A 26,160-nucleotide genomic window follows, 5' to 3' on the forward strand; every position below is an offset into this window, starting at 1 on the left:
CGGAGATCAAATGACCTGCGCCGTAGTAGGAATCGGCCGCACCGCGTACTCGCGGAAGTCCGGTCGCACCACCCGCGCCATGGCGGTGGCCGCGTGCCGGGACGCGCTCGACGACGCCGGACTGACGCCGGCTGACGTCGACGGCATCTGCACGTACATGGCAGGAGACTCCGAACAGCCGATCTACGTGGGATGGGCGCTCGGTATCGACGAATTGGCCTGGGCCAATGCGATGTACGGCGGTGGCAATCTGGTGGCCGACCAGATTGCCACCGCCGCTGCCGTCATCGAGGCGGGCATGTGCAAGGCAGTCCTGGTGTACCGATCGCTCAATGGCCGCTCCGGCTACCGGTTCGGTCATATCGAGGGCCCCATGCAGGTGCAGCATCACGACCAGTTCGACACCGCATCAGGCTTCATGGTTCCGCCGCAGTGGTTCGCCATGTGGGCACGCAGGCACCAGCACGAATATGGCTCGACGTGTGAGGATCTCGGCCAGATCGCGATCACCCAGCGTGCGCACGCTGGCCCCAACGAACACGCCCTGCGCCGCGAACCGCTCACGATGGACGACTATCTGGCCGCGCGATGGATCAACGAACCCTTCCGCGTGCTGGACTGCACCTCGGAGGTCGACGGCGCCGTCGCCATCCTGATCACCGGAGAGGACATTGCCCGCGACTGCAAGCAGCCGCCGATGTGGCTGGTCGGGTCGTCGAACTCGCAGGGCGGTGCGGGGTGGACCGAGTGGGACGACCCCACCGAGATGTATTCGCGCACTGCAGGTCCCAAGATCTGGGAGAAGACCGGGCTCACTCCGGCGGACATGGACGTCGCCTGCATGTATGACTGCTTCACCTACACCGTGATGGCGACCATGGAGGGTTTCGGCTTCTGTGAGAAGGGCGAAGTCGGGAAGTTCTTCTCGACGGGCCGGGCCACCTACGGCGGCGACGTCGTCGTCAACCCGCACGGCGGGCTGCTGTCGGAGGGCTACATCCACGGGCTGAACCACCACTACGAAGCGGCACTGCAACTGCGCCACGCCGCTGGGGTGCGCCAGGTCGACAATGCGCAACTGGCATTGGTCACCGCAGGCGGCGGGCCCTTCGGCGGTGCGAACGTCTACAGCAGGGAGAAACCGTGACCAATCCTGTACTGCAGCCGCCGATTCCGGTGCCCGACCCAGACACCGCGTCGTACTGGGATGGGCTCAAGGACGGCAAGCTGATGCTGTGCCGCTGCGATGACACCGGCAAGTGGATCCACCCGCCGCTGGAGCGCAGCCGGTTCACCGGCGGCCCTGTGCATTTCGAGGAGGTCAGCGGAAAGGGCACCGTTTTCAGTTACATCGTGGTTCGGCAGGCGCTGGTGCCGGGACGCGTGCCGCCCTATGTCGTCGGGCTGATCGAACTGGACGAGCAACCGGGGCTGCGAATCAACGCGGTCATCGATTGCGATCCAGCTGACGTCCGCATCGGCCAGCGGGTCGAACTACGGATCGCCGACCTGGGGGAGAGCGGGTTTCGCATCCCCGAATTCGTCATCACGCAGGCGGGTTGATCAGGACGCGGCGGGACGGAACAACGGCAGCCACACCCGGCTGTCTTCGTCGCCCGACGTCGCCGTCCAGTCTTCGAAGAACACCTCGACCGGCAGACCGACGCGAATCTCGTCCGGTGACGCATCGACGACGTTGGTGATGAGCCGGACGTCGGGCTCATCAGCGAGTTCCACCATCGCCACGATGTACGGCGGATCGAGCCCGGGTATCCACGGCTGCCGGTTGATCGTGTACGCGGCGACGGTGCCCCTGCCGGATACCGGCTCGGGCGCGACATCGGTGCTGCGGCAGCGCCAGCACGCCGGTCCCGGTGGATGGAAGAAGTGTCCGCAGCTGTGGCAGCGGTGGATCAGCAACTCTCCGTTGCGTCCGCCGGTCCAGAACGCGGCCGACTCGGTGGTGGGACTGGGGGCCAGCCGCATCTGCGGCCGTCGGTACGACCACGTCATCTGGCTGTCTCCTGCCAATCGCAGCCGGTCAACTCTGCCGACAGCTCCCACAGTCGCTGTGCGCTTTCCGGGTCGCGCACCTTGGCGATCAGCTTCGCCGGTTTCGGCTTGCCCCACTGGTGGAACAGGCCGCGGGGCGCGATATACGTCCCGCTGGGCAGGTCTGTGGTCACGGCCTGAATGGTGGAGCGGGCGCCGTCGACGGGGCTTTGCGCGATGTGGGGCGACAGCACCCGGCCGGCCCACTGCAGCAGACCGGACCCGTCACGGGTGATGTCGGTGGCCGTCATCCCGGGATCAGACGCATACGCGGTACGGCCGCGCCGTGCCAGCTCCTGCACGAAAAGCATGTTCGCCAACTTCGATTCGCCGTACGCCGCCCACGGGTTGTAGCGGCGGCGGTGCCAGTTGAGATCGTCGAAATGCATGCGGGCCAACGCGTGGTTGCTGCTGGCTACCACCACGATCCGATCGCGGATCCGATCCCCGAGCAGGCAGGTCAGCGCGAAATGGCCGAGGTGATTGGTGCCCATGTGCGCCTCGAAGCCGTCCGCGGTGCGAGTGAGCGGCAGCCCCAACACGCCGGCGTTGTTGACCAGCACGTCGACATGCTCGACCGAGTCGGCGAACTTGCGCACGCTGGTGAGATCGGCGAGGTCGAGTTCGGCCACTTCGACGGCACCCGTCATTTCCGCGGCCGCCTGATGGGCCTTGCCCAAAGTCCGGCAGGCGATCACAACGTCGTGGCCGGCGGCCGCCAACGCGGTCGCTGTCGCCTTGCCGACGCCGCTGTTACCGCCCGTGACAATGATGCGCACCGGTATCGGACTCCCTCCAGCCTTGGCGTGTGGCATAAACAGTAAACTATATATCGCTATGACGGAATGACGAGCCGGGCACGCGGCACACGAGCTGACGAGGCCCAACGGAAACAGAGGAACCACATGCCAGTCGAAACGATCCCCGATCAAGGGGAGCTGAGCGAGTCGACACCTGAAGTCGACGTCGCAGACTCCGGCGAGACCGCGGAGCATTTCGCCTCCCCCGAGGACGAGTCGGTTGTCGTCGACGCCCCCGACGAGACTCGCTCCGCCAAACCGCGGATGTCACACGTACGGTGGGCCACCATAGCCGGATTCCTGTTGGTCGTGGCGCTGGGCGGACTGACCGGCTGGCTTGGTTACCGGGCCTATCAGTCGCACCAGACGGAGGAGCAACGAAACCTGTTCGTGCAGGTCGGGCGTCAGGGGGCAGTGAACCTCACGACGATCGACTGGCAGCATGCCGATAGAGACGTGCATCGGATATTGGACTCGGCCACCGGGACGTTTTATGACGACTTCCAGAAGCGGTCGGGCCCGTTCATCGATGTGGTCAAAAAAGCGCAGTCCAAATCGGAAGGCAAGGTCACGGAAGCCGCGTTGGAGTCTGGAACCGACGACCATGGCCAAGTGTTGGTAGCGGTCACCGTCAACACCTCAAATGCGGGTGCTCCCGAGCAGCAGCCGCGATCGTGGCGGATGCGAATCACTGTGCAGAAGGTCGATGACGAAGCCAAGGTGTCCAACGTGGAGTTCGTCCCGTGAGAAACAGACTCAGACTGTGGAAAGACGACAGAACCACTCAAGACCCCAAGGACCACGCGGGTGTCGGGGAAGACAAGCCTGCGGTGGAGAAGTTCGACGCGTCGACGGAGGAAGCCGCCGGGGAAGCGGTCGCGGCCGAAGATGCAGTCGAGAAATCTGAGGCCATCGCGAAACGGCACGTCGAACGGTCGCGAGTCCTCGCCTACGGTGTACTACCGGCCATCGCGCTGTTGCTGACCGTGGCAGCGGGATACCTCAAATGGCAGGACAATTCGGTGCGCGATGCCGAAATCGCACGTAGCGCATCACTGCAGACCGCCAAGGAGAGCACCGTTGCGATGCTGTCCTATAAACCTGACACCGTTGAGCAACAACTCCAGGGCGCTCGTGACCTTCTCACCGGCGAATTTCGCGACTCATACACGTCGCTGATCAACGATGTGGTGATTCCGGGGGCCAAGCAGCAACAGATCTCAGCGGCGGCCACGATCCCGGCCGCCGCTTCGGTGTCGGCCAATCCGAGAGAGGCTGTCGTTCTGGTATTCGTCAATCAGACCACCGTTGTCGGACAGGGTGCTCCCAGCGACACCGCGTCGACCGTTCGCGTGACATTGAACAAGTCGGACGACCGCTGGTTGATCTCAAAGTTCGAACCGGTGTAGGCCTCGGACGCCCATTTGTTCTCGTCGTACTGCACACGGGTCTCGGCGATCAGCATTACGCGACGATGCCAGCACTCCTCAAAGATTCTGATGTCAAGAAATCGTCGAAGCTGACCATGGAGTCACGGCGGCATCACTGCGGGTCGCAGATCGTGAAATGAGACCGCGCCGGGGCACCTACAATCGAAAACCGTGGCCGAGCTGGTGCAGCAGTATCTGGACCAGATCCGCGACGAGCATGCCGGCGTCACCGACGGCGCCGTCGCCAGCTACATCCCCGAACTTGCGAACGTCGACCCGATGGGGTTCGGGCTGTCGCTGTCGTCGTCCGACGGGTTTGTCTATGAATCCGGCGACGCGGCAACGGAATTCACGATCCAGTCGATCTCCAAGCCGTTCACGTATGCGCTCGCCCTCGATCAGGCCGGCCACGATGCCGTCGACGCGAAGATCGGCGTCGAGCCGTCGGGCGAGGCGTTCAACGAGATCAGCGTCGACGACACCACAAAGACTCCGAAGAACCCGATGATCAACGCCGGCGCCATCGCTGCCGTCTCCTTGGTTCCGGGTGCCACACCCGACGACCGGTTCGGGTGCATCCACGAGTTTTACTCCGCGTGTGCCGGTCGCCGGCTCGACATCGACCACGCCGTCTACGCGTCGGAGAAGGCCACCGGCAGTCGCAACCGCGCCATCGCCTACATGCTTCAGAGCTTCGGTGTGCTCGGCGACGAACCCGACGACGTGCTCGACGTCTACTTCCGTCAGTGCTCGATCAAAGTGACCAGCACCGACCTGGCGCGAATGGCCGCCACGTTGGCGCGCGGCGGCATCAACCCCGCGACGGGTCGACGCGTCACCGACGCAAAGGTGGTGCAGCGCGCGCTGAGCGTGATGGTGACGTGCGGCATGTACGACGCCGCGGGCGACTGGGTGAGTGCGGTCGGCCTGCCCGCCAAGAGCGGTGTCGGGGGCGGCATCATCGCCGTGCTGCCCGGCCAACTCGGGATCGGTGTCTACTCACCGCTATTGGACGCCAAGGGCAACAGCGTGCGAGGAGTTCGCGTGTGCCGCAGCCTGTCCGAAAAGCTCGGGCTGCATTTCCTCACTGTCACAAGGGAATCCTGCTCAGCTATCCGGGCTCGCTACGACGTATGCGACGGCGTGCGAGTGTATGAGCTCCACGGCGACCTGCTGTTCGCCGGCGCCGAACAGGTGCTGCGGACGATCGAGCGCGACCGCGACGATTACCGCATCGCCATCCTGGAGGTGTCTCGCGTCGACGACATCAACGACGCCGCCCGCGAGATGCTGGCCGGTATGCGAACCGTACTCAACACCGCGGGCAAGGAAGGCTTCCTCGTCGACCCCGACAACAAGGTGGTGCGGCCCGCCAGCGAGCAGGACTACGACGCGGTGCTGTTCAGCACGCTCGACGACGCGGCCGAGGCCGCCAGGCGCCGGCTAGACCGGCACGGCTAGCCGCGTCGGCTCGTCAAGCCCCCGCAACGTCACAGTTTCGCCCAAAGTCCAGTGCCGGCTTTCACTTTCGGTGGCGCCCGCGACTGTATCCGAGGATGCCACCAGCCCGCCTGGTGTCGACTTGGCCAGCTCGCACAACCGCGCCGCCTCGTTCACCGGCTCACCGATCACGGTGTACTCGAAGCGCTCCTTGGCGCCGACGTTGCCCGCCACCACCTGACCCGCCGCCACACCGATGCCCGCGCGGCACTCCGGCACCTCTCGCTCCAGCCGTGAAGCGATCGCGCGCGCCGCCGCCAGCGCCTCGTCCTCGGGATGCTCCAACGTCACCGGCGCACCGAAAACGGCAAGCGCCGCATCACCTTCGAACTTGTTCACAAAGCCATGATGGCGGTCGATCTCCTCGACCACGACCGCGAAGAAGCGGTTGAGCAGCTCTACCACCTCGACGGCCGGCATGCCCGTCACGAACTGGCTCGACCCGATGATGTCGACGAAAATCACTGCGGCATGGCGCTCTTCGCCCCCGAGCTTGGGGCGCTGCTGTTCGGCCAGCGCCGCCACCTCGCGTCCCACGTGGCGGCCGAAGAGATCCCGAACCCGCTCGCGTTCCTTGAGTCCCTGGACCATCGTGTTGAAGCCGCGCTGCAATTCACCGAGTTCGGTCCCGTCGAAAACGACCAGATTGCAGTCCAAGTCCCCGTCCTCGACGTGCTTGAGCGCGGTGCGAACCTGCCGCACAGGTGTAGCGGTCAGCCACGATAACAACCACATCAGGATGAAGCCGATGACCAGCGTCACGACCGCCAAAATCATGATGGCGACGGCGAATTGGGTAGGGGTGAGGTTCTGCAACGAGACCGCGAACAGCGCGATCACCAGGATGCCGATCACCGGTACGCCGCAGCCGAGCAGCCACACCATCATGATCCGGCCCATGATGCCGGGCGCCAGCCTTCGCGGCGGCGGGCCCGCTTCCAGCGCCTGCGCGGCGACCGGGCGCAGCGCGAACTCGGTGACCAGATAACAGCCGGTGGCCACCACCAGGCCGCTGAACCCGACCGCGAACAGGAACCGCGGGATGAAGACGGTGTCGACCAACCCGTACAGCGTGGTCAACAGCGCCGTGCCGAAACCCCACAGGATGAGCAGCATCTTCGCCACCCGCCAGGGCGCTTTGAACGTGTTGCGCTGATCCTCACGCGAGGGCGCGCGTTCCTCGATAGCCCACCGCATCGAGCGCACCGTGCGCGCGGTGACCCAATAGGTGCCCAGCAACAGCGCCAGCAGGATGTAGGCGGGGCTGACGCCGAAGGTGAGCCACACCGGAGCATCGGTGAAGACACTGGGGACCGGGATCGCGACCCCGACCATCACCAGCGCAACGGCGATGCCGAGGACGTTGATGGCCAAGATGAGAACGGTGAGGATGGCCTGGATGCGCACTCGCCTGCGCAGTTGGCTTTCGGTGGACTTGCCCAGCAGCCACGAGCCGTATTCCGGCGTGTCCGGCAACCGGCCGCTCTGCCTGGTCACCGTCTCGAGGACCCGACCCAGCCGCTGCGCCACGCTCTTGTCGGCGTTCATTGGAGTGTCAGCCTAATTTGCGCGAGGCCGAACACCCTAAGGTTGGTCAGGTGCGCCTCGTGATCGCCCAGTGCACCGTCGACTACATCGGCCGCCTCACCGCGCATCTGCCGTCCGCGCGCCGCCTGCTGCTGTTCAAGGCCGACGGGTCGGTCAGCGTGCACGCCGACGACCGCGCCTACAAGCCTTTGAACTGGATGAGCCCGCCGTGCTGGGTGAACGAAGAGGTCGACGGCGAGCAACCGATATGGGTCGTCGAGAACAAGGCGGGGGAGCAGCTGCGCATCACCGTCGAGGACATCGAGCACGATTCCAGCCACGACCTCGGTGTGGATCCCGGACTGGTCAAGGACGGCGTGGAGGCCCACCTGCAGGCCCTGCTCGCCGAGCACGTGGAGTTGCTCGGCGACGGGTACACCCTGGTGCGACGGGAGTACATGACGCCGATCGGGCCGGTCGATCTGCTGTGCCGCGACGAGCAGGGCCGGTCGGTGGCCGTCGAAGTCAAGCGGCGCGGCGAGATCGACGGCGTCGAACAGCTCACCCGCTATCTCGACCTGCTCAACCGCGACAGCCTGCTCGCCCCCGTCAGCGGCATTTTCGCCGCCCAGCAGATCAAACCGCAGGCCCGCACCCTGGCCAATGACCGTGGAATCCGTTGTGTGACATTGGATTACGATCAGATGCGCGGTATGGACAGCGACGAGTACCGGTTGTTCTGATGGTCAAGCGCCGCGCTCCGCGCCGACAACGGCCGCTGCCCCTGGCGCGTCGCATCGAAACCGGGCCCGACGGGTATGACTATGAAGTACGCCCGATCGCCGCGGCGCGCGCCACCAAGACCTATCGCTGCCCCGGCTGCGATCATGAGATCCGTTCGGGCATAGCCCATCTGGTGGTGTGGCCGGCGGATTTGGGCGACCGTGGGGCCGAGGAGCGACGGCACTGGCATACGCCGTGCTGGACGGCCAGGCGCCGCCCGACGCGCAAGTGGTCTTAGTGCTCTTCGGAAGCGGGCTCGACGAGCTCGATCAACACGCCGCCGGCGTCCTTGGGGTGGATGAAGTTGATCTTCGAGTTCGCGGTGCCCCGACGCGGTGCGTCGTACAGCAACCGCACGCCCTGCTCGCGCAGCCGCGCGGTCAACGCCTCGATGTCGCTGACCCGGTAGGCCAGCTGCTGCAGGCCGGGGCCGCGCTTGTCGAGGAACTTCGCGATCGTCGACGTCTCGTCCAGCGGCGCCATCAGCTGGATCTGGGCGCTGCCCTTGGGGGCGCCGCGCACCGAGAGCATCGCCTCGCGCACACCCTGGTCCTCGTTGACCTCCTCGTGCAGCACGATCATGCCGAGGTAGTCGTGGTACCACTTGATCGCGGCGTCGAGATCCGCCACCGCGATGCCGACATGGTCAACCGCCGTCACCAGCGCCGAGGCGAGAACGGGGCGGGCATCAACCTGTTCGGTGGTCATAACGCAAAGGTAACCTAACGACATCGGTTCTGTTTATCCGGTTGGTGGTATTGCCGCCCCGGAACCGCCCGAAACGCCCCTTGGAGGTAGTTGTGACGACGTCGGTGATAGTTGCTGGAGCCCGCACCCCGGTGGGCAAATTGATGGGTTCGCTCAAGGATTTCTCCGGTAGCGACCTGGGCGCGATCGCGATCAAGGGCGCGCTGGAGAAGGCCGGTGTGCCGGCCTCGGCGGTCGAATACGTGATCATGGGCCAGGTCCTCACGGCAGGCGCCGGGCAGATGCCCGCCCGCCAGGCCGCGGTGGAGGCGGGCATCGGCTGGGACGTGCCGTCGCTGACCATCAACAAGATGTGTTTGTCCGGCATCGACGCCATTGCGCTTGCTGACCAGCTCATTCGGGCCGGCGAGTTCGACGTGGTGGTCGCCGGCGGGCAGGAGTCGATGACCCAGGCCCCGCACCTGCTGATGGGCAGCCGGGCCGGCTACAAGTACGGCGACGTCACGGTGCTCGACCACATGGCCTACGACGGGCTGCACGACGTGTTCACCGACCAGCCGATGGGCGCACTGACCGAGCAGCGCAACGACGTCGACCAGTTCACCCGCGAAGAGCAGGACGAGTTTGCTGCCCGGTCCCATCAAAAGGCCGCCGCGGCATGGAAAGACGGCGTCTTCGCCGACGAGGTGGTGCCCGTGCAGATCCGCCAGCGCAAGGGCGATCCGATCGAGTTCAGCGAAGACGAGGGCATTCGCGCCAACACCACCGCCGAGTCGCTGGCGGGCCTCAAGCCGGCGTTCCGCAAGGACGGCACCATCACGGCCGGGTCGGCGTCGCAGATCTCCGATGGCGCCGCCGCGGTCGTTGTCATGAACAAGGACAAGGCCACCGAACTCGGGCTGAGCTGGCTGTGCGAGATCGGCGCCCACGGCGTCGTCGCGGGCCCGGACTCCACCCTGCAGTCCCAACCGGCCAACGCCATCAAGAAAGCCATTGCCCGCGAAGGCATTACAGTCGATCAGCTCGACGTGGTCGAGATCAACGAGGCGTTCTCGGCCGTCGCGCTGGCCTCGATGAAGGAGCTCGGCGTCGATCCCGAGAAGGTCAACGTCAACGGCGGCGCCATCGCCATCGGGCATCCGATCGGCATGTCGGGCGCCAGGATCACCCTGCACGCCGCCCTTGAGCTGGCCCGACGCGGTTCCGGCTACGCCGTGGCCGCGTTGTGCGGCGCCGGGGGACAGGGCGACGCGCTGGTGCTGCGCGCGGGCTGATTCTCTACGACGCGATGTAGTAGCTGGCGGCTTTTTCGGGCACAATGGCCGCCATGACAAGTGCGTTTGATTTGCGGACGGTCGCCGGGTGGTTCCGTCTGGTCGCTCTGCTGGAGGCCGTCAGCTGGGTCGGGCTGCTGATCGGGATGTACTTCAAGTACCTGGGCACGCCGCGAACTGAGGTCGGCGTCAAGGTGTTCGGTCCGGTCCACGGCGGGATCTTCATCGCGTTCGTGGTGGCCGCCCTGTTCGTCGGGATCGCGGTCAAATGGGCGTGGGGGACGTGGTTGCTGGCGTTGCTGGGCAGCATCGTGCCGCTCGGCAGTGTGATTTTCCTCATATGGGCAGATCGGACAGGGCGAATGGGCCCCGTGGAGCTTGTGCAACCGGGCCGGTCGGTACCCGAAACGACGTGACAGACTTGTGGGCGTGACTCGTCCACGACCTTCTATTGCGGGCTCCCTGGCCGGTGCGGTTGACCTCTCCGCCCTCAAACAGCGGGCCAGTCAAAGCTCGGCCAGTCCAGGCTCGGAACAACCCGGCGGTGTCGAAATTACCGAGGCCAACTTCGAGGCCGAGGTGCTGGTCCGGTCCAGTCAGGTCCCGGTGGTGGTCGTGCTGTGGTCGCCGCGCAGCGACGCCAGCGCCCAGCTCGCCAACACATTGGCCGAGCTGGCCTCCGCCGACGCCGGCAAGTGGTCCCTGACGACGGTGAACGTCGACGCGGTGCCGCGGGTGGCGCAGATGTTCGGCGTGCAGGCGGTGCCGACCGTGGTGGCTTTGGCTGCCGGCCAACCCATTTCGAGCTTCCAGGGGGTGCAGCCCGCCGACCAGTTGCGCGGCTGGATCGACTCACTACTGAACGCCACGGCCGGAAAGCTCAGCGGCGCAGCCGATTCCGAGGAGGCCGAGCAGGTCGATCCGGAGGTGGCGCAAGCGCGCGCGCATCTGGATGCCGGTGACTTCGACGCCGCGCTCAAGGCCTATCAGACGATTCTCGACGCGCGGCCCAACCACGCCGAGGCCAAGGGCGCGGTCCGTCAGATCGCTTTCCTGCAGCGCGCGACGGCACACCGGCCCGACGCGGTCGCGGTCGCCGATGCCGCGCCCGACGACATCGAGGCCGCCTTCGCCGCCGCCGATGTGGAGATCCTGCAGCAGCAGGTCACCGCCGCCTTCGATCGACTGATCGCGCTGGTCAAGCGGACCGCCGGCGACGACCGCACCAAGGTGCGCACGCGGCTGATCGAGCTGTTCGAGCTGTTCGACCCGGCCGACCCCGAGGTCATCGCCGGCCGGCGCAACCTCGCCAACGCGCTGTATTAGCTACGGCGTCCAGTGTGAACCCAGTGCGAAAATCCGGCCGGATTCTCGCACTGGCTTCACACTCGCAGAGCCCGGATCCTAGGCCGGTTCGAACCACAGCGCCGCCAGCGGCGGCAACACCATCACCGCCGACGCCGGGCGGCCGTGCCATGGCTCCTCGGTGGCCTCGACGGAACCGAAATTGCCGATGCCCGCGCCGTGGTAGACCGTCGCGTCGGTGTTGAGCACCTCACGCCAGGTGCCCGCATGCGGCAGGCCCAGCCGGTAGCGGGTGTGCTCGGCGCCGGAGAAGTTGAACACACAGGCCAGCACCGACCCGTCGACGCCGAACCGCAGAAAGCTCAGCACGTTGTTGGCGGAATCGTTGGCGTCGATCCAGGAATAGCCCTCGGGGCTGGTATCCCGCGACCACAGCGCCGAGCGGCCGCGGTAGATCTCGTTGAGGTCGGCCACCAGCCGCTGAATGCCGTTGGAGAAGCTGTTCTCGCTCAGCTGATACCAGTCCAGCCCACGCTCCTCCGACCACTCCGCGCGCTGCCCGAAATCCTGGCCCATGAACAGCAACTGCTTGCCCGGGTGGGCCCACTGGTAGGCCAGCAGGCCACGCACGCCGGCCGCCTTCATGTGATCGTTTCCGGGCATCCGGCCCCACAGCGTGCCCTTGCCGTGCACCACCTCGTCGTGGCTGATCGGCAGCACGTAGTTCTCACTGAACGCGTACAGCATCGAGAACGTCATCTCGTGGTGGTGGTAGGAGCGATGCACCGGGTCGCGGCTGATGTAGTCCAGCGTGTCGTTCATCCAGCCCATGTTCCACTTCATCGAGAAGCCAAGGCCGCCAAGGTTCGTCGGGCGCGATACGCCGGGCCACGAGGTGGACTCCTCGGCGATGGTGACGATGCCGGGCGCGATCTTGTGCACCGTCGCGTTCATCTCCTGTAGGAATTGCACCGCCTCCAGGTTTTCCCGACCGCCGTAGATGTTGGGCGTCCAACCGCCCTCGGGCCGGGAGTAGTCCAGATACAGCATCGACGCGACGGCGTCCACACGTAGGCCGTCGATGTGGAACTCCTGCAGCCAGTACAGCGCGTTGGCCACCAGGAAGTTGCGCACCTCGGGCCGCCCGAAGTCGAACACATAAGTGCCCCAGTCGAGTTGCTCGCCGCGGCGCGGGTCCTGATGCTCGTACAGCGGCGTGCCGTCGAACCGGCCCAGCGCCCAGGCGTCTTTCGGGAAATGCGCCGGCACCCAGTCGACGATCACGCCGATCCCGGCCTGGTGCAGGCAATCGACCAGATACCGGAAATCGTCGGGCGTGCCCAGCCGCGAGGTGGGGGCGTAGTACGACGTCACCTGGTAGCCCCACGATCCGCCGAACGGATGCTCGGCAACCGGCAGCATCTCGACATGGGTAAAGCCCTGCGCCACCACGTATTCCGTGAGCTCCACGGCCAGCTGCCGGTACGACAGCCCGGGTCGCCACGACATCAGGTGCACCTCGTAGGTGCTCATCGGCTCGAACACCGGGTTGCGCCGCGCACGCTGAGCCATCCACGCCTCGTCACCCCAGGTGTAGGAACTGGACGTCACCCGCGACGCCGTCTGCGGCGGGACCTCGGTGGCGAACGCCATCGGGTCGGCGCGGTCGGTGACCGACCCGTCGGCGCCGTGGATGCGGAACTTGTACAGCCCGCCGACCGGGAAGCCGGGCCAGAACAACTCCCAGACGCCTGATGAGCCCAGCACCCGCAGCGGCGCCTCGTTGCCGTCCCAGTGGTTGAACTCACCGATGAGGCTGACGCCCTTGGCGTTTGGCGCCCACACCGCGAACGACACGCCGCTCACCACGCCGTCGGCGGTGGTGAAGGAGCGCGGATGCGCGCCGAGAATCTCCCACAGCCGTTCGTGGCGGCCCTCGGCGAACAGGTGCAGATCCAACTCGCCCAGCGTGGGCAGGAACCGGTATGCGTCGGCCGTCACATGCACATCCGGCGATTCACCGGCGCCTGGATAGCTGACCTCGAGGCGATAGTCGATGAGGTTGGTGAATGGCAGCGCCACGGCGAACAGTCCGGACTCGATGTGCTCCAGCGGATAGCGGTCATCGCCGACCAGCGCCACCACCTTGACCGCGTGCGGGCGATACGCGCGCAGGACGGTGTGATCGCCGTATTCGTGTGCGCCCAAGACGGAATGCGGGTTGTGATGCTCACCGGCCAACAGCCGGTTCAGATCCGACGCATCTGGTCGCAGGTACGGGCTGGTGAGCTGATTGGTACGCGTCATATCCTCATCCCCTGCGCAGCAAGGCAAGTCGTTTCTCGTACGGGATCAACGGCATGTTCAGCACATGCGCGACCGCCTTGCCCGGGTCAAGGCGAACGTAATTCGATTGTCCCCATTGGTATTCCTCTGCGGTGATCTCGTCGCGCACCCAGAACCGGTCGTACCATTCCATGCCCAGCGCCGGCATATCGAGCCACAGCGTGGCCTCCTCCGGGCCGAACGGGTTGAGCGTCACCACCACCAGCACCGTGTCGCCGGTCACCGGGTCGAACTTGCTGTAGGCCAGCAGCGCGTCGTTGTCGATGTGGTGGAACTTGATGGTGCGCAGTTGACGCAGCGCCGGATGCAAGCGCCGAATCTCGTTGAGCCGGGTCAACAACGGCTCCAGCGATTCCCCGGCCGCCAGCGCCGCGTCGAAGTCCCGGGGGCGAAGCTCGTACTTCTCCGAATCGAGGTACTCCTCGCTGCCCGGCCGCACCGCCTGATGTTCGAACAGCTCGTAGCCGGAGTACACACCCCACGACGAGCTCATTGTCGACGCAAGGACGGCGCGGATCGCGAACATCCCCGGACCGCCGTGCTGCAGGCTTTCGTGCAGGATGTCGGGGGTGTTGACGAACAGGTTGGGCCGCGCGTAGTCGGCGTGCTGGGCGATCTGCTCGCCGAATTCGGTGAGCTCGGCCTTCGATGTGCGCCAGGTGAAGTACGTATACGACTGCGTGAAACCGAGTTTGGCCAACCCGTACAGCCGGGCCGGGCGGGTGAACGCCTCGGACAGGAACAACACGTCGGGGTCGTCGTTCTTGACCTGCCCGATCAGCCAGGCCCAGAAGTTCGGCGGTTTGGTGTGCGGGTTGTCGACCCGAAACACCTTGACACCGTGGGACACCCAGAACCGCACCACCCGCAGCACCTCGTGGTACAGCCCGGCGGGGTCGTTGTCGAAGTTCAGCGGGTAGATGTCCTGGTACTTCTTCGGCGGGTTCTCCGCGTACGCGATCGTCCCGTCGGGCAGCACGGTGAACCACTCCGGATGCTCTTTGGCCCACGGGTGATCGGGCGCGCACTGCAGCGCCAGGTCCAGCGCGACCTCCATGCCCTGATCGCGGGCCGCCGCAACGAAATCGTCGAAATCGTCGATCGTGCCCAGTTGCGGGTGCACGGCGTCGTGGCCGCCTTCGTCGCTGCCGATCGCCCACGGCGAGCCGACGTCACCCGGCGCGGCGGTCACGGAATTGTTGCGGCCCTTGCGATGAACCTTGCCGATTGGATGGATGGGCGGCAGGTACACCACGTCGAATCCCATTTTGGCGATGCGCGGCAACGCTTTCGCCGCGGTGACGAACGTGCCGTGCACGGGGTTGCCGTCGTCGTCCCACCCTCCGGTGGACCGCGGGAACATTTCGTACCAGGAGCTGAACCGGGCCAGCGGCCGATCCACCCAGACGCCGTAACGCTCACCGCGCGTGACCAATTCGCGCAACGGGTACTGCTCGAGCAGTTCGGTGACCTCAGGGGACAGCGCCGCGCCGGCGCGGGTGAACGGGTCTCCCGGTTTGCGCAGCGCCGCCGCAGCCTCGATCAGCGGATCGCGCAACTTGCGGGGCAGCCCGGTCGCGGCGCGTTCCAGCAGCCGGGCGCCGATGAGCAGGTCGTTGGACAACTCGGTCTCACCCTGGCCGGCGTCGAGCTTGGCCGTCACCGCGCGGCGCCATGTGGCGATCGGGTCACCCCATCCCTCGACCCGGAACGTCCACAGGCCGACGCTGTCGGGGGTGAACTGCCCATGGAACACGTCGGGCGTGTCACCCGGTGGCATCGGCAGCCGCTGCGGTTTGACCCGCGAGGTCGAATTGTTGCCGTTCTCGATCGGCGTGATGCTGGGCACCGGCCCGTCGGCGAGCTGGGGATAGGCGGTGCCGTGATAACGCACCACCAGCGTCGCCGCCACCGCATCGTGGCCTTCACGCCACACGGTGGCGCGAACCGGCACCACCTCGCCCACGACGGCTTTGGCCGGAAACCGCCCGCCGGAGACTACGGGCGCGACGTCATCGATCTCGATCCGGCCGGCCACTAACCACTCCTAACGCTCCTCGTGCGCCTATACCCACCGTAATGGTCGGCCCAACCCCGTGCGGGTGAAGCGGTCACGCTCCGAACACTGCAGCGCCACGATTAATCAGTAAGGTTGACTCGCGTGAAAGCGCTTCGCAGGTTCACCGTCCGCGCCCATCTGCCCGAACGATTGGCGGCGCTGGAACGGCTGTCGGTCAACCTGCGCTGGTCGTGGGACAAGCCCACCCAAGACTTGTTCGCCACCATCGATCCGCAGCTGTGGCGCCAGCTCGGCTGCGACCCGGTGGCCCTGCTCGGCGGGGTGAGCCCGCAGCGGCTGGACGAATTGGCGACCGATGAGTCGTTTCTGACGCGCCTCGACGAGCTGGCCGCCGAGCTCGACGATTACCTGGCCCGCCCGCTGTGGTACCAGGAGCAGCTCGAGCAGGGAGCCGAACTGCCCAATGGCATCGCCTATTTCTCGATGGAGTTCGGCGTCGCCGAGGTGCTGCCCAACTACTCCGGCGGCCTGGGCATCCTCGCCGGCGACCACCTCAAGGCGGCCTCGGACATGGGGCTGCCGCTGATCGCCGTCGGCCTGTACTACCGCTCCGGCTACTTCCGGCAGTCGTTGACGGCCGACGGCTGGCAGCACGAGAACTATCCGTCGATCGATCCGCAGGGTCTGCCGCTGCGGCTGCTCACCGATGCCACCGGCAACCCGGTGCTGATCGAACTCGCGATGCCCGAGGGCGCCCAGCTGCGGGCACGGGTCTGGGTCGCACAAATCGGCCGAATTCCCTTGCTGCTGCTGGATTCCGACATTCCGGAGAACGAGCACGACCTGCGCAGCGTCACCGACCGGCTCTATGGCGGCGATCAGGAGCACCGGATCAAGCAGGAGATGCTGGCCGGCATCGGCGGCGTACGGGCGATCCGCGCGTTCACCGAGATCGAAGGCCGGCCCGAGCCCGAGGTGTTCCACATGAACGAAGGTCATGCGGGCTTCCTCGGCGTCGAACGTATCCGGGAATTGATCGACGCCGGCCTGGATTTCGACACGGCGCTGGCGGTGGTGCGCTCGTCGACGGTCTTCACCACGCACACGCCGGTGCCCGCGGGTATCGACCGTTTCCCCGTCGAGATGGTCAAGCGCTACTTCGGCAGCGGTACGGGCGGCGACTCGCGGCTGCTGCCGGGCGTGCCGCTGGATCGAGTGATCGCCTTTGGCGCGGAGGACGACCCGTCCAAGTTCAACATGGCCCACATGGGTCTGCGGCTCGCGCAGCGGGCCAACGGGGTGTCGCTGTTGCACGGCCAGGTCAGCCGGGTGATGTTCAACGACCTGTGGCCCGGGTTCGACCCCGACGAGGTGCCGATCGGCTCGATCACCAACGGCGTGCACGCGCCTACGTGGGCCGCCCCGCTGTGGCTGGAGTTGGGCCGCGAGCTGCTCGGCGCCCAGGACCTGGCCTCGCTGCGCGAGCCCGCCACGTGGGCGCGTCTGCAGCAAGTCGACCCTGCACAGATCTGGTCGATCCGCTCGCAGTTGCGCGCTCAGCTCATCGACGACGTCCGCGCGCGCTTGCGTCGTTCCTGGCTGGAACGTGGCGCCTCGGAGGCCGAACTGGGTTGGATCGCAACGGCTTTCGACCCCGACGTGTTGACGGTCGGATTCGCCCGCCGGGTGCCGACCTATAAGCGGTTGACGCTGATGCTGCGTGACCCCGAGCGGCTGGAGAAATTGCTGCTCGACGAGAAGCGGCCGGTCCAGCTGATCGTCGCGGGCAAATCGCATCCCGCCGACGACGGCGGTAAGGCTTTGATTCAGCAGGTGGTTCGCTTCGCCGACCGGCCCGAGGTGCGCCACCGCATCGCGTTCTTGCCCGACTACGACATGTCGATGGCACGGCTGCTGTACTGGGGCTGCGACGTCTGGCTGAACAACCCGCTGCGACCGCTGGAGGCGTGCGGCACGTCGGGCATGAAGAGCGCGCTCAACGGCGGGCTGAACCTGTCGATCCGCGACGGCTGGTGGGATGAGTGGTACGACGGCGAAAACGGTTGGGAGATCCCGACGGCCGACGGTCTGGCCGACGAGAGCCGTCGCGACGACCTGGAAGCCAGCGCGCTGTATGACCTACTCGAGCAGTCGGTGACACCGAAGTTCTACGAGCGCGACGAGCGGGGCATCCCGACGCGCTGGGTGGAGATGGTGCGGCATACGCTGCAGGTGCTCGGGCCCAAGGTGCTGGCGTCGCGGATGGTGCGCGACTACACCGAGAAGTACTACGCCCCGGCCGCGCAGTCGCTGCGCAGGACCATTCAGCCCGACGACGCGGGCGTGCCGTTCGGCGCGGCCCGGGATCTGGCCGCCTACCGGCTGCGTGCCCAGGAGGCCTGGCCCAAGATCCAGATCACCGACGTGGACAGCTACGGATTGCCCGATACGCCGCTGCTGGGCTCGAAACTCACGCTGACGGCGACGGTGCACCTGGCCGGATTGCGTCCCGACGAGGTGTCGGTGCAGGCCGTGCTGGGCCGGGTCGACGACGGCGACGCGCTGGTGAACCCGGTGACCGTGCCGATGTCGCACACCGGCAGCACCGACGGCAACGAGGTGTTCTCGACGACGACGCCGCTGCCGGTGGCCGGTTCGGTCGGTTACACGGTGCGGGTGCTGCCACATCACCCGCTCCTGGCGGCGGACAACGAGCTGGGGCTCGTCACGTTGGCCTGATGTTTTCCAGCGGTCAATGCCGGAGTAATTAAGTAGGCGATGTAAGTTCCCGGGGAAGCTTACGAAAGGCCGCGCCATGTTCCGACCGCTCGCCCTGTTGGCCGCCTGCCTGTTGACCTGCGCTCTCACCGCTCCGTCGGCGTCGGCCGACCCCGAGACCGAACCCGTCGTCGCGGATGCGCCGGCCCCCGAGGCGGCCCCGCCGCCACCCGCGGCCGCGCCGGTCGACGAAGGCCGGGTGGAGTCGACGCCGCCGGCGAGCACCAAGACCCCCGACGGCTGGGAGTTGGTGCTGTCGGCCAGAGACGAGACGCAGAAGGTCATCCCGCCGCTGACGACGGCGTTGTCGTCGCGCGAATACGTGGTCGGCGGCACCTATTCCGGCCAGCTGATCGGCCCGGATGAAGGCGAGCCGCCGCACGGCACCCTCGAGGTCGGCTACGAGATCGGCTGCGGCATCGATATGAGCACGTCCAACGGCGTCTCGCTGACCGGGACCGCGGGCATCAACCCGTCGATCGGCGTGATCGGCACCGACATCATCTCGCCGGTGCCCGACGGCGTCCTACCGGGGATCGGCGGCAACCTCGGTGGCGGCATCACGATCGGCCTCAAGCCGGGCATCGTGAACATCGTCCCGGTGACGAAGAAGGACTTCAAAGGCGCCGAGCCGTGGGTCATGATCAGCAATTTCCGGGTCAAGATCGACGGCTGCGTCGGTGAATCGTTCATCAGGTCCTATGCGTTTTTGACCCGATCGACCGACATGTCCGACGCGGTGCTGGCCTGGTACGGCGTCACCAAGAAGGTCTGACGGTTTGCGGCGAGGCCTCGCTACGGGAATCGCTTGAAGCAGCGGTCCATATCGCCGAGCACGCCCACGCGGAACGCGTCGATCCGCGAGAACCCCGACGGCACCGATTCACCGTTGACGTCGCTGGCGACCAGGCCGTTGGTGAGGATGCCCGAGATCGCCTCGTCGACGTCGCCCGCGGTCAGCGCGATGGTGTTGCCGTCGGGTGTGGTGACGTTGTTCGTCAGCTTCACCGTGGCCACCCCGGACAGGCAGGCGGTGCGCAGCGCGGCCTCGGCGGTGTCGAGGGCCATGCCCCCGCGCTGATGTTGCAGGGCGAGCGTGTAGCGCGACACCAGCACCGAGTAGGCCGAGTTGTCGCCGGTGGCGAGTCCGCCGCCCTCGGAGGGATCGCTCTGGGCGCCCATCAGTTCGAGTTCGGGCAGGTCGACGACGATGGTGTTGGTGGCGGGACAGTAGGAGGCCGGCGGGCTCGGCCGCGCGTCGGGACAGTCGTCGGCGGTGTCGGCCTCGAAGCTCAGCCGCGGGGGATCGGCCGGTTCGAACAGGATTTGCATCGCGTCGACGATCGCCCGCACCGACTCTTCGGTCACCGGCAGTTCGCCGGTCTGGTCTTCGGGCAGCAGCACCGGCAGGTCACCGCGGCGTTGTGCAATCTCCTTGAGATCGATTGCCGCACAGGATGATGCGCCGTCGGTGAACCCGAACTGGAACGCTGAGATGCGCTCGAAGGCCGAACCGTGTTCGTCGGCACCGGCTTCGACGTCACTCTCGGTCAGCAGCGGGTCGCGGAACGAGATCATCGCGGCCAGAAGGTTGTTGAGCCCGTCGCCGGTGGACAGCGTGAACCGCGGGGAATTCCCTTCGGCCACCCAGCGCATGTACACCCCGGTCAAACAGTCGGCCTGCTGTTCGGACACCAGCGTCGGCGTGTTCCTTTTGATCAGGCCGCCCTGGCGCTGGATCGAGTGGCCGTATTCGTGGGCGAGCACCATCGTCACCGCCATGTCGCCGTGCGCATCGCGCAGCGACGGCAGCAGCACGCCGCGGTCCCAGCCGATGGTGTCGTCGATAGGGCAGAAGCCGGCGTTGACCAGACCGTAGGTGTCCTCACCGCAGAACCGGCCGTCGAAACCGTTGGCGTCCCAGGAGATCAACTCGTCGACCGGAAGAAACTTCTGGCCGAACATCTCCTGAAAGACGCTGTCCCAGAAGTCTTCGATGTCGCTGACCGAACTGGCGGCCAATTCGTCGATGTCGGAACCGTCGGTGTCGGTCACATCGCGCGACGGAGGCTCGGCGTCGGGGCGCAACCCGGTCTCACCGTCGGTGGCGGGCAGGCCGGCGACGCGGAACGGGTCGTCGAACACCGAAACCGGGTTGCCCTGCACGGTGGTGGAGCACGAGGCGGTGAGCATCACCGTGGCCAGTGCGACGCCAACCAGGTGCCGTCGGCTCATGGGCACCGCCTTTCGGTGAAGTTGTCGCCGCCAGGATAGTGAAATCAATCGCTGCCGCGGAGGCGTTCGAGCGCCCCACGCACCCGAGCCGGATCCGTCGTCGCCCAGAACGGCGGCAGCGACGCGCGCAGATACCCGCCGTAGCGCGCCGTCGCCATACGTGAGTCGAGCACCGCGACGACGCCGCGATCGTCGACGCGCCGCAGCAGCCGGCCGGCCCCCTGCGCCAGCAGCAGCGCCGCGTGGCTGGCGGCCACCGCCATGAACCCGTTGCCGCCGTGCGCCGCCACGGCACGCTGACGGGCGGTGAGCAGCGGATCGTCGGGGCGCGGAAACGGAATTCGGTCGATCAGCACCAGCGACAGCGACGGGCCGGGCACGTCGACGCCCTGCCACAGCGACAACGTGCCGAACAGCGACGTCTCGGGGTCGTCGGCGAACCGTTGCACCAACGCCGAGGTGGTGTCCTCGCCCTGACAGAGCACCGGGGTGTCGAGCCGTTCCCGCATCACGTCGGCGGCTGCCTTGGCCGCTCGTATCGACGAGAACAGCCCCAGCGTGCGTCCGCCCGCCGCGGTGATCAATGCCTCGATCTCGTCGAGCTGCTCGGCCGAGCCGGTGCCGTCGCGGCCCGGTGGCGGCAGATGCGCCGCCACGTAGAGGATCCCGGCTTTCGCATGGTCGAACGGTGAGCCGACGTCGATGCCGCGCCACTTCACGTCGCCGCCCGTCAGCCCCCACGCGCCGGCCATCGCGTCGAACGTCCCGCCGACCGTCAGTGTGGCCGAGGTCAATACGGCAGTCGAATGCTCAAAAAGCCTGCCGCGCAACAACCCTGCCACCGACAGCGGCGCCACCCGCAGCAGCGCTCGCACCGTCCCGCGGTTCTCCTCGCGTTCCACCCACACGATGTCGGTGCGGTCGGGTATCGCCGGAACGAACGAGGCCAGGATGCGGTCGGCGGTGTCGCTGATGTCCGTCAGTGCCGTCACCGCCTCGGCGCGGGCCGACGCCGCCTTCGGGTCGCTGGGCGTGGTGTCGATCGCCGAGCGCGCCTTGTTCGCGGCGTCGCGCAGCGCGGTCAGGTAGGTGGCCAGCTCGTCGTCGAGACGGTCGATACGCCCGGGGGTGGCGTCGTGAATCGCCGACGAGAGCGTGGCCGTCGCGGCCTCGAGTCGTTGTGCGAGTTCGGGTTCCACGAGCCGGGCGGCGCGGCGATGCGCGACGCCCAGCGCGGTGGCCGACAGTTCGCCGGTGGCCACGCCCGTCACGCGGTCGACCAGTTCGTGTGCCTCGTCGACGACGAGCAGGTGGTGTTCGGGCAGCACCGAGGCGTCGGCGATGGCGTCGATGGCCAACAGCGCGTGGTTGGTGACGATGACATCGGCGTGTCCGGCCACCTCGCGGGCCCGTTCGGCGAAACAGTCGGTGCCGAACGGACATCGGGCCACACCGATGCATTCCCGCGCCGACACGCTGACCTGGCTCCACGACCGGTCGGGGACGCCCGGGGTCAGGTCGTCGCGATCGCCGGTGTCGGTGTCCGACGACCATGCGACCAGCCGCTGCACGTCACGCCCGAGCGCGCTGGCGGCCACCGGCTCGAACAGTTCTTCCTGCGGCCGGTCCTCTGGCTCCGCTGCGCCAGCCGAACTGCCATTGTGGATTTTGTTGAGGCACAGGTAATTTCCCCGCCCCTTGAGCAACGCGAACTCCGGTCGACGCGGCAGCACGTGGGCCAGCGAGTCCGCCAGCCGGGGCAGGTCGCGGTGCACCAGCTGACGTTGCAGCGCGATCGTCGCCGTCGACACCACCACCGGCTCGTCGGTGGTGACCGCCCGCGCGATCGCGGGCACCAGATAGGCCAGCGACTTGCCGGTGCCGGTGCCGGCCTGTACCGCCAGGTGCTCGCCGGTGTCGAATGCGCGCGCGACGGCCTCGGCCATCTCGATCTGGCCGCGACGTTCGGTACCGCCCAGTGCTGCAACCGCTTTGGCCAGCAGATCGGTGACCCCACCAGCTTCCCTGGTCGCTGCGCTCTCCCCTGCCCTTCGGGCGTGGGCCCAACCCTCCGGAATCGTAGTGCCTCCTACCGCCCCGGCGGGATGATCCGCGTCGGGATCGCCGGCTCACCGCGCGACAGTTTGAGCCCGTCCCACGGCAGGCTGTGCCTCCCGTCGGCCACCCGGTCGCGGGCCTTCTCGAGGCTGCCGTCGCCGACCGGTTCGCCGTCGCGGACCAGCGGGACGGTCAGCGGCCGGGCGATCAGGTCGGGCTGATCGTCGGGTGGGTGGCCGAACGGGTGCACGACCTCCTCGACGATGGTGCCCGTCTTCTTGGCCAGCCGGCACGCCTGTTTGCGGCCGCCGTGCGATTGTTTGTGCGTGCTGCGCTTCTCCACCGGCATGCCGTCCACTTCCACCAGCTTGTAGACCATGCCGGCGGTCGGCGCGCCCGACCCGGTGACCAGCGAGGTGCCCACACCGTAGATGTCGACCGGTTCGGCGCGCAGCGCCGCGATCGCGAACTCGTCGAGATCGCCGGAAACCACGATGCGGGTCTTGGTGGCGCCCAGCCCGTCGAGCTGTTCGCGCACCTGGCGGGCCAGCACCCCCAGATCACCGGAGTCGATGCGCACCGCGCCGAGCTCGGTGCCGGCCACCTCGACGGCGTTGGCCACGCCGGCGGTGATGTCGTAGGTGTCGACCAGCAGCGTGGTGCCCACACCGAGTGCCTCGACCTGCGCCCGAAACGCCGCCTTCTCCCACTCTGATGTTCTTCGCCCGAGAGGCTCATCACCCGGCCCGACTGGACCTGTGGTGTGCAACAGCGTGAACGCGTGCGCCGCGGTGCCCAGCGCGGGCACCCCGTAGCGGCGCTGGGCCTCGAGGTTCGACGATCCCGTGAAACCGGCGAGGTAGGCCGCACGTGCCGACGCGACGGCGGCCTGCTCATGCGTGCGCCGCGAGCCCATCTCGATCAGCGGCCGACCCTCGGCCGCGCCGACCATGCGTGCCGCCGCCGACGCGATGGCGGTGTCGTGGTTGAAGATCGACAACGCCAACGTCTCCAGCACCACGCATTCGCCGAAGCTGCCGTGCACCGACAGCACCGGGGACCCGGGGAAGTACAGCTCGCCTTCGGCATACCCATCGACGTCGCCGCGAAAGCGGTACTCGGCGAGGAATGCCAACGTGTCGTCATCGAGAAAGTCCAATGACGCGAGCGCCTCGTCGTCGAACCTGAACTGCTCCAAGGCTTCTACGAACCGCGCGGTGCCGGCGACGACGCCGTATCGACGGCCTTCGGGCAACCTGCGGGCGAACACCTCGAACGACGTGCGGCGGTGCGCGGTGCCGTCACGCAGCGCGGCCGCGAGCATCGTCAGCTCGTATTTGTCGGTCAGCAACGCCAGGGATGCCGAAGTCACACGCCTAACCGTAGCCGTTCGAAGGCCTCGGTAGACCCCGGTATTCTGGGCCCATGGTTACGCCAGCGCGAACCCGGCCGGGCACTCGCGAGGAGCGCGACGTCGAGACCATCGACGCGACCGACGCACCGTGGGTGACCATCGTCTGGGACGATCCTGTCAATCTGATGACGTATGTGACCTACGTCTTCCAGAAGTTGTTCGGGTACAGCGAACCGCACGCCACCAAGCTGATGCTGCAGGTGCACAACGAAGGCAAGGCGGTGGTGTCGGCCGGCAGCCGGGAGTCCATGGAGGCCGACGTGTCCAAACTGCATGCCGCCGGGCTGTGGGCGACCCTGCAGCAGGACCGCTGATTCCCGGTGCGCAAATGGAAGCGGGTCGAGGGCGCCGACGGCCCCCGGTTCCGCTCAGCATTGGCCTCGCACGAGGCGGCGCTGTTGCGAAGCCTGGTCGAGTCGATGCTCGCGATGCTCGAGGAGCGCGAATCCGCTGCTCCCTCAGATGAACTCGAGGAAATCACCGGGATGAAGACCGGTAACTCGCAGCCACCCGCGGACGCCACGCTCAAGCGGCTGCTGCCCGATTTCTACCGGCCGCAGAACGATCATCCGGCAGGCTCGGGCACCGCGGAAAGCCTCAACAGTGCGCTGCGCAGCCTGCACGAACCGGAGATCATCGAGGCTAAACGCCAAGCAGCGCAACGGGTTCTAGAGACGGTGCCGGTGGGCGGGGGCAAGTTCGAACTCACCGAGGACGATGCGCACGCATGGGCGGCCGCCGTCAACGACGTCCGACTGGCGCTGGGCACCATGCTGGATGTGCAGCCCGGCGGGCCCGAACAGCTGCCGCCGGATCACCCGATGGCCGGGCATCTCGACGTGTACCAATGGCTCACGGTGCTGCAGGAATACCTGGTGCTGGGCTTGATGGACAAGCGATGAGCTCGATCACCGACGTCGCCGGCATCCTCGTCGGGCACCATCACCGGCTCGATCCCGATGCGACGCTCGGCTCCGGATGGGCGACAGGCAGCACGGTGGTGCTGACGCCACCGGGCACCGTCGGCGCGGTCGACGTCCGCGGCGGCGCGCCGGGCACTCGCGAAACCGACCTGCTCGACCCGATGAATTCCGTGCGGCACGTCGACGCGGTGGTGCTCGGCGGTGGCAGCGCCTACGGACTGGCGGCGGCCGACGGGGTGATGCGCTGGCTGGAGGACGCCGGCCGCGGAGTGGCCTTGGAGGGCGGCGTGGTGCCGATCGTGCCGTCGGCGGTGATCTTCGATCTGCCCGTCGGCGGCTGGGACTGCCGGCCGACCGCCGACTTCGGCTACGCGGCGGCCGCGGCGGCCTCCACCGACTTCGCGCTTGGATCGGTTGGCGCCGGCACCGGAGCGCGCGTCGGCGTGCTCAAGGGCGGCGTCGGCACGGCCTCGGTGACGCTGGAGTCGGGGGCGACGGTCGGTGCGCTGGCGGTCGTCAACGCCGCGGGCAACGCCGTCGACCCGGACACCGGGCTGCCGTGGCTGTCGTATTTGGTCGAGGAGTTCGGGCTGGTGCCCCCGCCGCCCGCGCAGATCGCCGCGTACGCCGACCGGCACACCGAGTTCAGCCCGCTCAACACCACGATCGCGGTGGTGGCCACCGACGCCGCGCTGAGCCCCGCCGCGTGCCGCCGCGTCGCGGTCGCCGCACACGACGGCCTGGCCCGCGCCATCCGCCCGTCGCACACGCCACACGATGGCGATACGGTATTCGCGCTGGCCACCGGGGCGGTGGAGGTCGCGCCGCCGCCGGACACCCCGGCATCGTTGTCACCCGAGACGGCGCTGACCACGCATGTGGGCATCGCCGCGGCGGACGCTCTGGCGCGCGCGGTGCTCGTCGGTGTGCTGGCCGCGGAGGCGGTGGCAGGAATACCGACATACCGCGACCTGTTGCCGGGAGCGTTCGAGTGAAGGAGAAACGCA

24 protein-coding genes are annotated in these 26,160 nt (G+C 67.1%); 15 read left to right on the forward strand and 9 right to left on the reverse strand.

Features of this window, described 5'->3' with window-relative positions:
• Positions 1-10 precede the first annotated feature (10 nt).
• Positions 11-1,147 (forward strand): thiolase C-terminal domain-containing protein, encoded by a 1,137-nt coding sequence (locus tag CWS39_RS05915; RefSeq protein WP_102141977.1) that lies wholly within the window; start codon positions 11-13, stop codon positions 1,145-1,147.
• Positions 1,144-1,563, forward strand: coding sequence for a Zn-ribbon domain-containing OB-fold protein (locus tag CWS39_RS05920; protein WP_102141978.1), 420 nt, complete (start codon positions 1,144-1,146; stop codon positions 1,561-1,563). The genes CWS39_RS05915 and CWS39_RS05920 overlap by 4 nt, the downstream gene beginning before the upstream one ends.
• Here CWS39_RS05920 and CWS39_RS05925 read toward each other — a convergent pair whose 3' ends face one another.
• Both CWS39_RS05925 and CWS39_RS05930 read right to left on the reverse strand, forming a co-directional pair.
• Complete coding sequence (locus tag CWS39_RS05925) at positions 1,564-2,013, reverse strand: Zn-ribbon domain-containing OB-fold protein (protein ID WP_102141979.1); 450 nt, start codon at positions 2,011-2,013, stop codon at positions 1,564-1,566.
• Positions 2,010-2,831: an SDR family NAD(P)-dependent oxidoreductase gene (locus CWS39_RS05930; protein WP_102141980.1), complete on the reverse strand. Its 822-nt coding sequence runs from the start codon at positions 2,829-2,831 to the stop codon at positions 2,010-2,012. The genes CWS39_RS05925 and CWS39_RS05930 overlap by 4 nt, the downstream gene beginning before the upstream one ends.
• A 126-nt stretch (positions 2,832-2,957) precedes the next feature.
• Here CWS39_RS05930 and CWS39_RS05935 point away from each other — a divergent pair, with 126 nt between their 5' ends.
• From CWS39_RS05935 to glsA, 3 genes are all read left to right on the forward strand, one after another.
• Positions 2,958-3,599, forward strand: coding sequence for a tetratricopeptide repeat protein (locus CWS39_RS05935; RefSeq protein WP_199177984.1), 642 nt, complete (start codon positions 2,958-2,960; stop codon positions 3,597-3,599).
• Positions 3,596-4,261 carry a hypothetical protein gene (locus tag CWS39_RS05940; RefSeq protein ID WP_233213375.1) on the forward strand — a complete coding sequence of 222 codons (666 nt, stop codon included), beginning with the start codon at positions 3,596-3,598 and terminating at the stop codon, positions 4,259-4,261. Before CWS39_RS05935 ends, CWS39_RS05940 begins: the two co-directional genes overlap by 4 nt.
• 192 nt (positions 4,262-4,453) lie before the next feature.
• Positions 4,454-5,743, forward strand: coding sequence for a glutaminase A (gene glsA / locus CWS39_RS05945; RefSeq protein WP_102141981.1), 1,290 nt, complete (start codon positions 4,454-4,456; stop codon positions 5,741-5,743).
• On the opposite strand, the gene CWS39_RS05950 is transcribed toward glsA, so the two are convergent.
• Positions 5,726-7,330 carry an adenylate/guanylate cyclase domain-containing protein gene (locus CWS39_RS05950; RefSeq protein WP_102141982.1) on the reverse strand — a complete coding sequence of 535 codons (1,605 nt, stop codon included), beginning with the start codon at positions 7,328-7,330 and terminating at the stop codon, positions 5,726-5,728. The genes glsA and CWS39_RS05950 overlap by 18 nt on opposite strands.
• 50 nt (positions 7,331-7,380) lie before the next feature.
• Here CWS39_RS05950 and nucS point away from each other — a divergent pair, with 50 nt between their 5' ends.
• Both nucS and CWS39_RS05960 read left to right on the forward strand, forming a co-directional pair.
• Positions 7,381-8,052 (forward strand): endonuclease NucS, encoded by a 672-nt coding sequence (nucS, locus tag CWS39_RS05955; RefSeq protein ID WP_102141983.1) that lies wholly within the window; start codon positions 7,381-7,383, stop codon positions 8,050-8,052.
• On the forward strand, positions 8,052-8,330 hold the full coding sequence (locus CWS39_RS05960; protein WP_102141984.1) for a hypothetical protein: 279 nt from the start codon (positions 8,052-8,054) through the stop codon (positions 8,328-8,330). The genes nucS and CWS39_RS05960 overlap by 1 nt, the downstream gene beginning before the upstream one ends.
• On the opposite strand, the gene mce is transcribed toward CWS39_RS05960, so the two are convergent.
• Positions 8,327-8,824: a methylmalonyl-CoA epimerase gene (gene mce / locus CWS39_RS05965; protein WP_233213376.1), complete on the reverse strand. Its 498-nt coding sequence runs from the start codon at positions 8,822-8,824 to the stop codon at positions 8,327-8,329. The genes CWS39_RS05960 and mce overlap by 4 nt on opposite strands.
• Before the next feature lie 68 nt (positions 8,825-8,892).
• Between mce and CWS39_RS05970 the strand changes: the two genes are divergently transcribed.
• Genes CWS39_RS05970 through CWS39_RS05980 form a run of 3 tightly spaced genes read left to right on the forward strand, consistent with a single transcriptional unit; the run spans position 8,893 to position 11,400 of the window.
• Positions 8,893-10,074 (forward strand): acetyl-CoA C-acetyltransferase, encoded by a 1,182-nt coding sequence (locus CWS39_RS05970; protein ID WP_102141986.1) that lies wholly within the window; start codon positions 8,893-8,895, stop codon positions 10,072-10,074.
• A gap of 44 nt (positions 10,075-10,118) precedes the next feature.
• Entirely contained in the window at positions 10,119-10,490 is a 372-nt protein-coding gene (locus CWS39_RS05975; protein WP_199177985.1) for a DUF3817 domain-containing protein, read from the forward strand.
• 13 nt (positions 10,491-10,503) lie between these two features.
• Positions 10,504-11,400, forward strand: coding sequence for a tetratricopeptide repeat protein (locus tag CWS39_RS05980; protein WP_102142149.1), 897 nt, complete (start codon positions 10,504-10,506; stop codon positions 11,398-11,400).
• 78 nt (positions 11,401-11,478) lie between these two features.
• On the opposite strand, the gene glgB is transcribed toward CWS39_RS05980, so the two are convergent.
• Both glgB and CWS39_RS05990 read right to left on the reverse strand, forming a co-directional pair.
• Positions 11,479-13,686 (reverse strand): 1,4-alpha-glucan branching protein GlgB, encoded by a 2,208-nt coding sequence (gene glgB, locus CWS39_RS05985; protein WP_102141987.1) that lies wholly within the window; start codon positions 13,684-13,686, stop codon positions 11,479-11,481.
• A gap of 4 nt (positions 13,687-13,690) precedes the next feature.
• On the reverse strand, positions 13,691-15,763 hold the full coding sequence (locus tag CWS39_RS05990; RefSeq protein WP_102141988.1) for an alpha-1,4-glucan--maltose-1-phosphate maltosyltransferase: 2,073 nt from the start codon (positions 15,761-15,763) through the stop codon (positions 13,691-13,693).
• 123 nt (positions 15,764-15,886) lie between these two features.
• On the opposite strand from CWS39_RS05990, the gene CWS39_RS05995 reads away from it, so the two are divergent.
• Both CWS39_RS05995 and CWS39_RS06000 read left to right on the forward strand, forming a co-directional pair.
• Complete coding sequence (locus tag CWS39_RS05995) at positions 15,887-18,484, forward strand: glycosyltransferase family 1 protein (RefSeq protein ID WP_102141989.1); 2,598 nt, start codon at positions 15,887-15,889, stop codon at positions 18,482-18,484.
• 76 nt (positions 18,485-18,560) lie between these two features.
• Positions 18,561-19,298, forward strand: a complete 738-nt coding sequence (locus CWS39_RS06000) for an MspA family porin (protein WP_102141990.1) — start codon at positions 18,561-18,563, stop codon at positions 19,296-19,298.
• Positions 19,299-19,318: 20 nt separating this feature from the next.
• On the opposite strand, the gene CWS39_RS06005 is transcribed toward CWS39_RS06000, so the two are convergent.
• The 3 genes from CWS39_RS06005 to CWS39_RS06015 all read right to left on the reverse strand — a co-directional run bounded on the left by CWS39_RS06005 (position 19,319) and on the right by CWS39_RS06015 (position 24,188).
• Positions 19,319-20,758 carry a neutral zinc metallopeptidase gene (locus tag CWS39_RS06005; RefSeq protein ID WP_102141991.1) on the reverse strand — a complete coding sequence of 480 codons (1,440 nt, stop codon included), beginning with the start codon at positions 20,756-20,758 and terminating at the stop codon, positions 19,319-19,321.
• Positions 20,759-20,802: 44 nt separating this feature from the next.
• A complete protein-coding gene (locus CWS39_RS06010; protein ID WP_233213383.1) occupies positions 20,803-22,761 on the reverse strand; it encodes an ATP-dependent DNA helicase in 1,959 nt (652 codons plus the stop codon).
• 86 nt (positions 22,762-22,847) lie between these two features.
• Positions 22,848-24,188, reverse strand: coding sequence for a nicotinate phosphoribosyltransferase (locus CWS39_RS06015; RefSeq protein ID WP_102141993.1), 1,341 nt, complete (start codon positions 24,186-24,188; stop codon positions 22,848-22,850).
• Between the two features lie 53 nt (positions 24,189-24,241).
• Between CWS39_RS06015 and clpS the strand changes: the two genes are divergently transcribed.
• The 3 genes from clpS to CWS39_RS06030 are packed head-to-tail and all read left to right on the forward strand — an operon-like array spanning position 24,242 to position 26,148.
• On the forward strand, positions 24,242-24,544 hold the full coding sequence (gene clpS, locus CWS39_RS06020; RefSeq protein ID WP_102141994.1) for an ATP-dependent Clp protease adapter ClpS: 303 nt from the start codon (positions 24,242-24,244) through the stop codon (positions 24,542-24,544).
• A gap of 6 nt (positions 24,545-24,550) precedes the next feature.
• Positions 24,551-25,132 carry an oxidative stress transcriptional regulator AosR gene (gene aosR / locus CWS39_RS06025; RefSeq protein ID WP_102141995.1) on the forward strand — a complete coding sequence of 194 codons (582 nt, stop codon included), beginning with the start codon at positions 24,551-24,553 and terminating at the stop codon, positions 25,130-25,132.
• Positions 25,129-26,148, forward strand: a complete 1,020-nt coding sequence (locus CWS39_RS06030; protein ID WP_102141996.1) for a P1 family peptidase — start codon at positions 25,129-25,131, stop codon at positions 26,146-26,148. The genes aosR and CWS39_RS06030 overlap by 4 nt, the downstream gene beginning before the upstream one ends.
• The last annotated feature ends 12 nt before the right edge of the window (positions 26,149-26,160 follow it).

This window comes from Mycobacterium hubeiense (assembly GCF_002838065.1).
GTDB lineage: Bacteria > Actinomycetota > Actinomycetes > Mycobacteriales > Mycobacteriaceae > Mycobacterium > Mycobacterium hubeiense.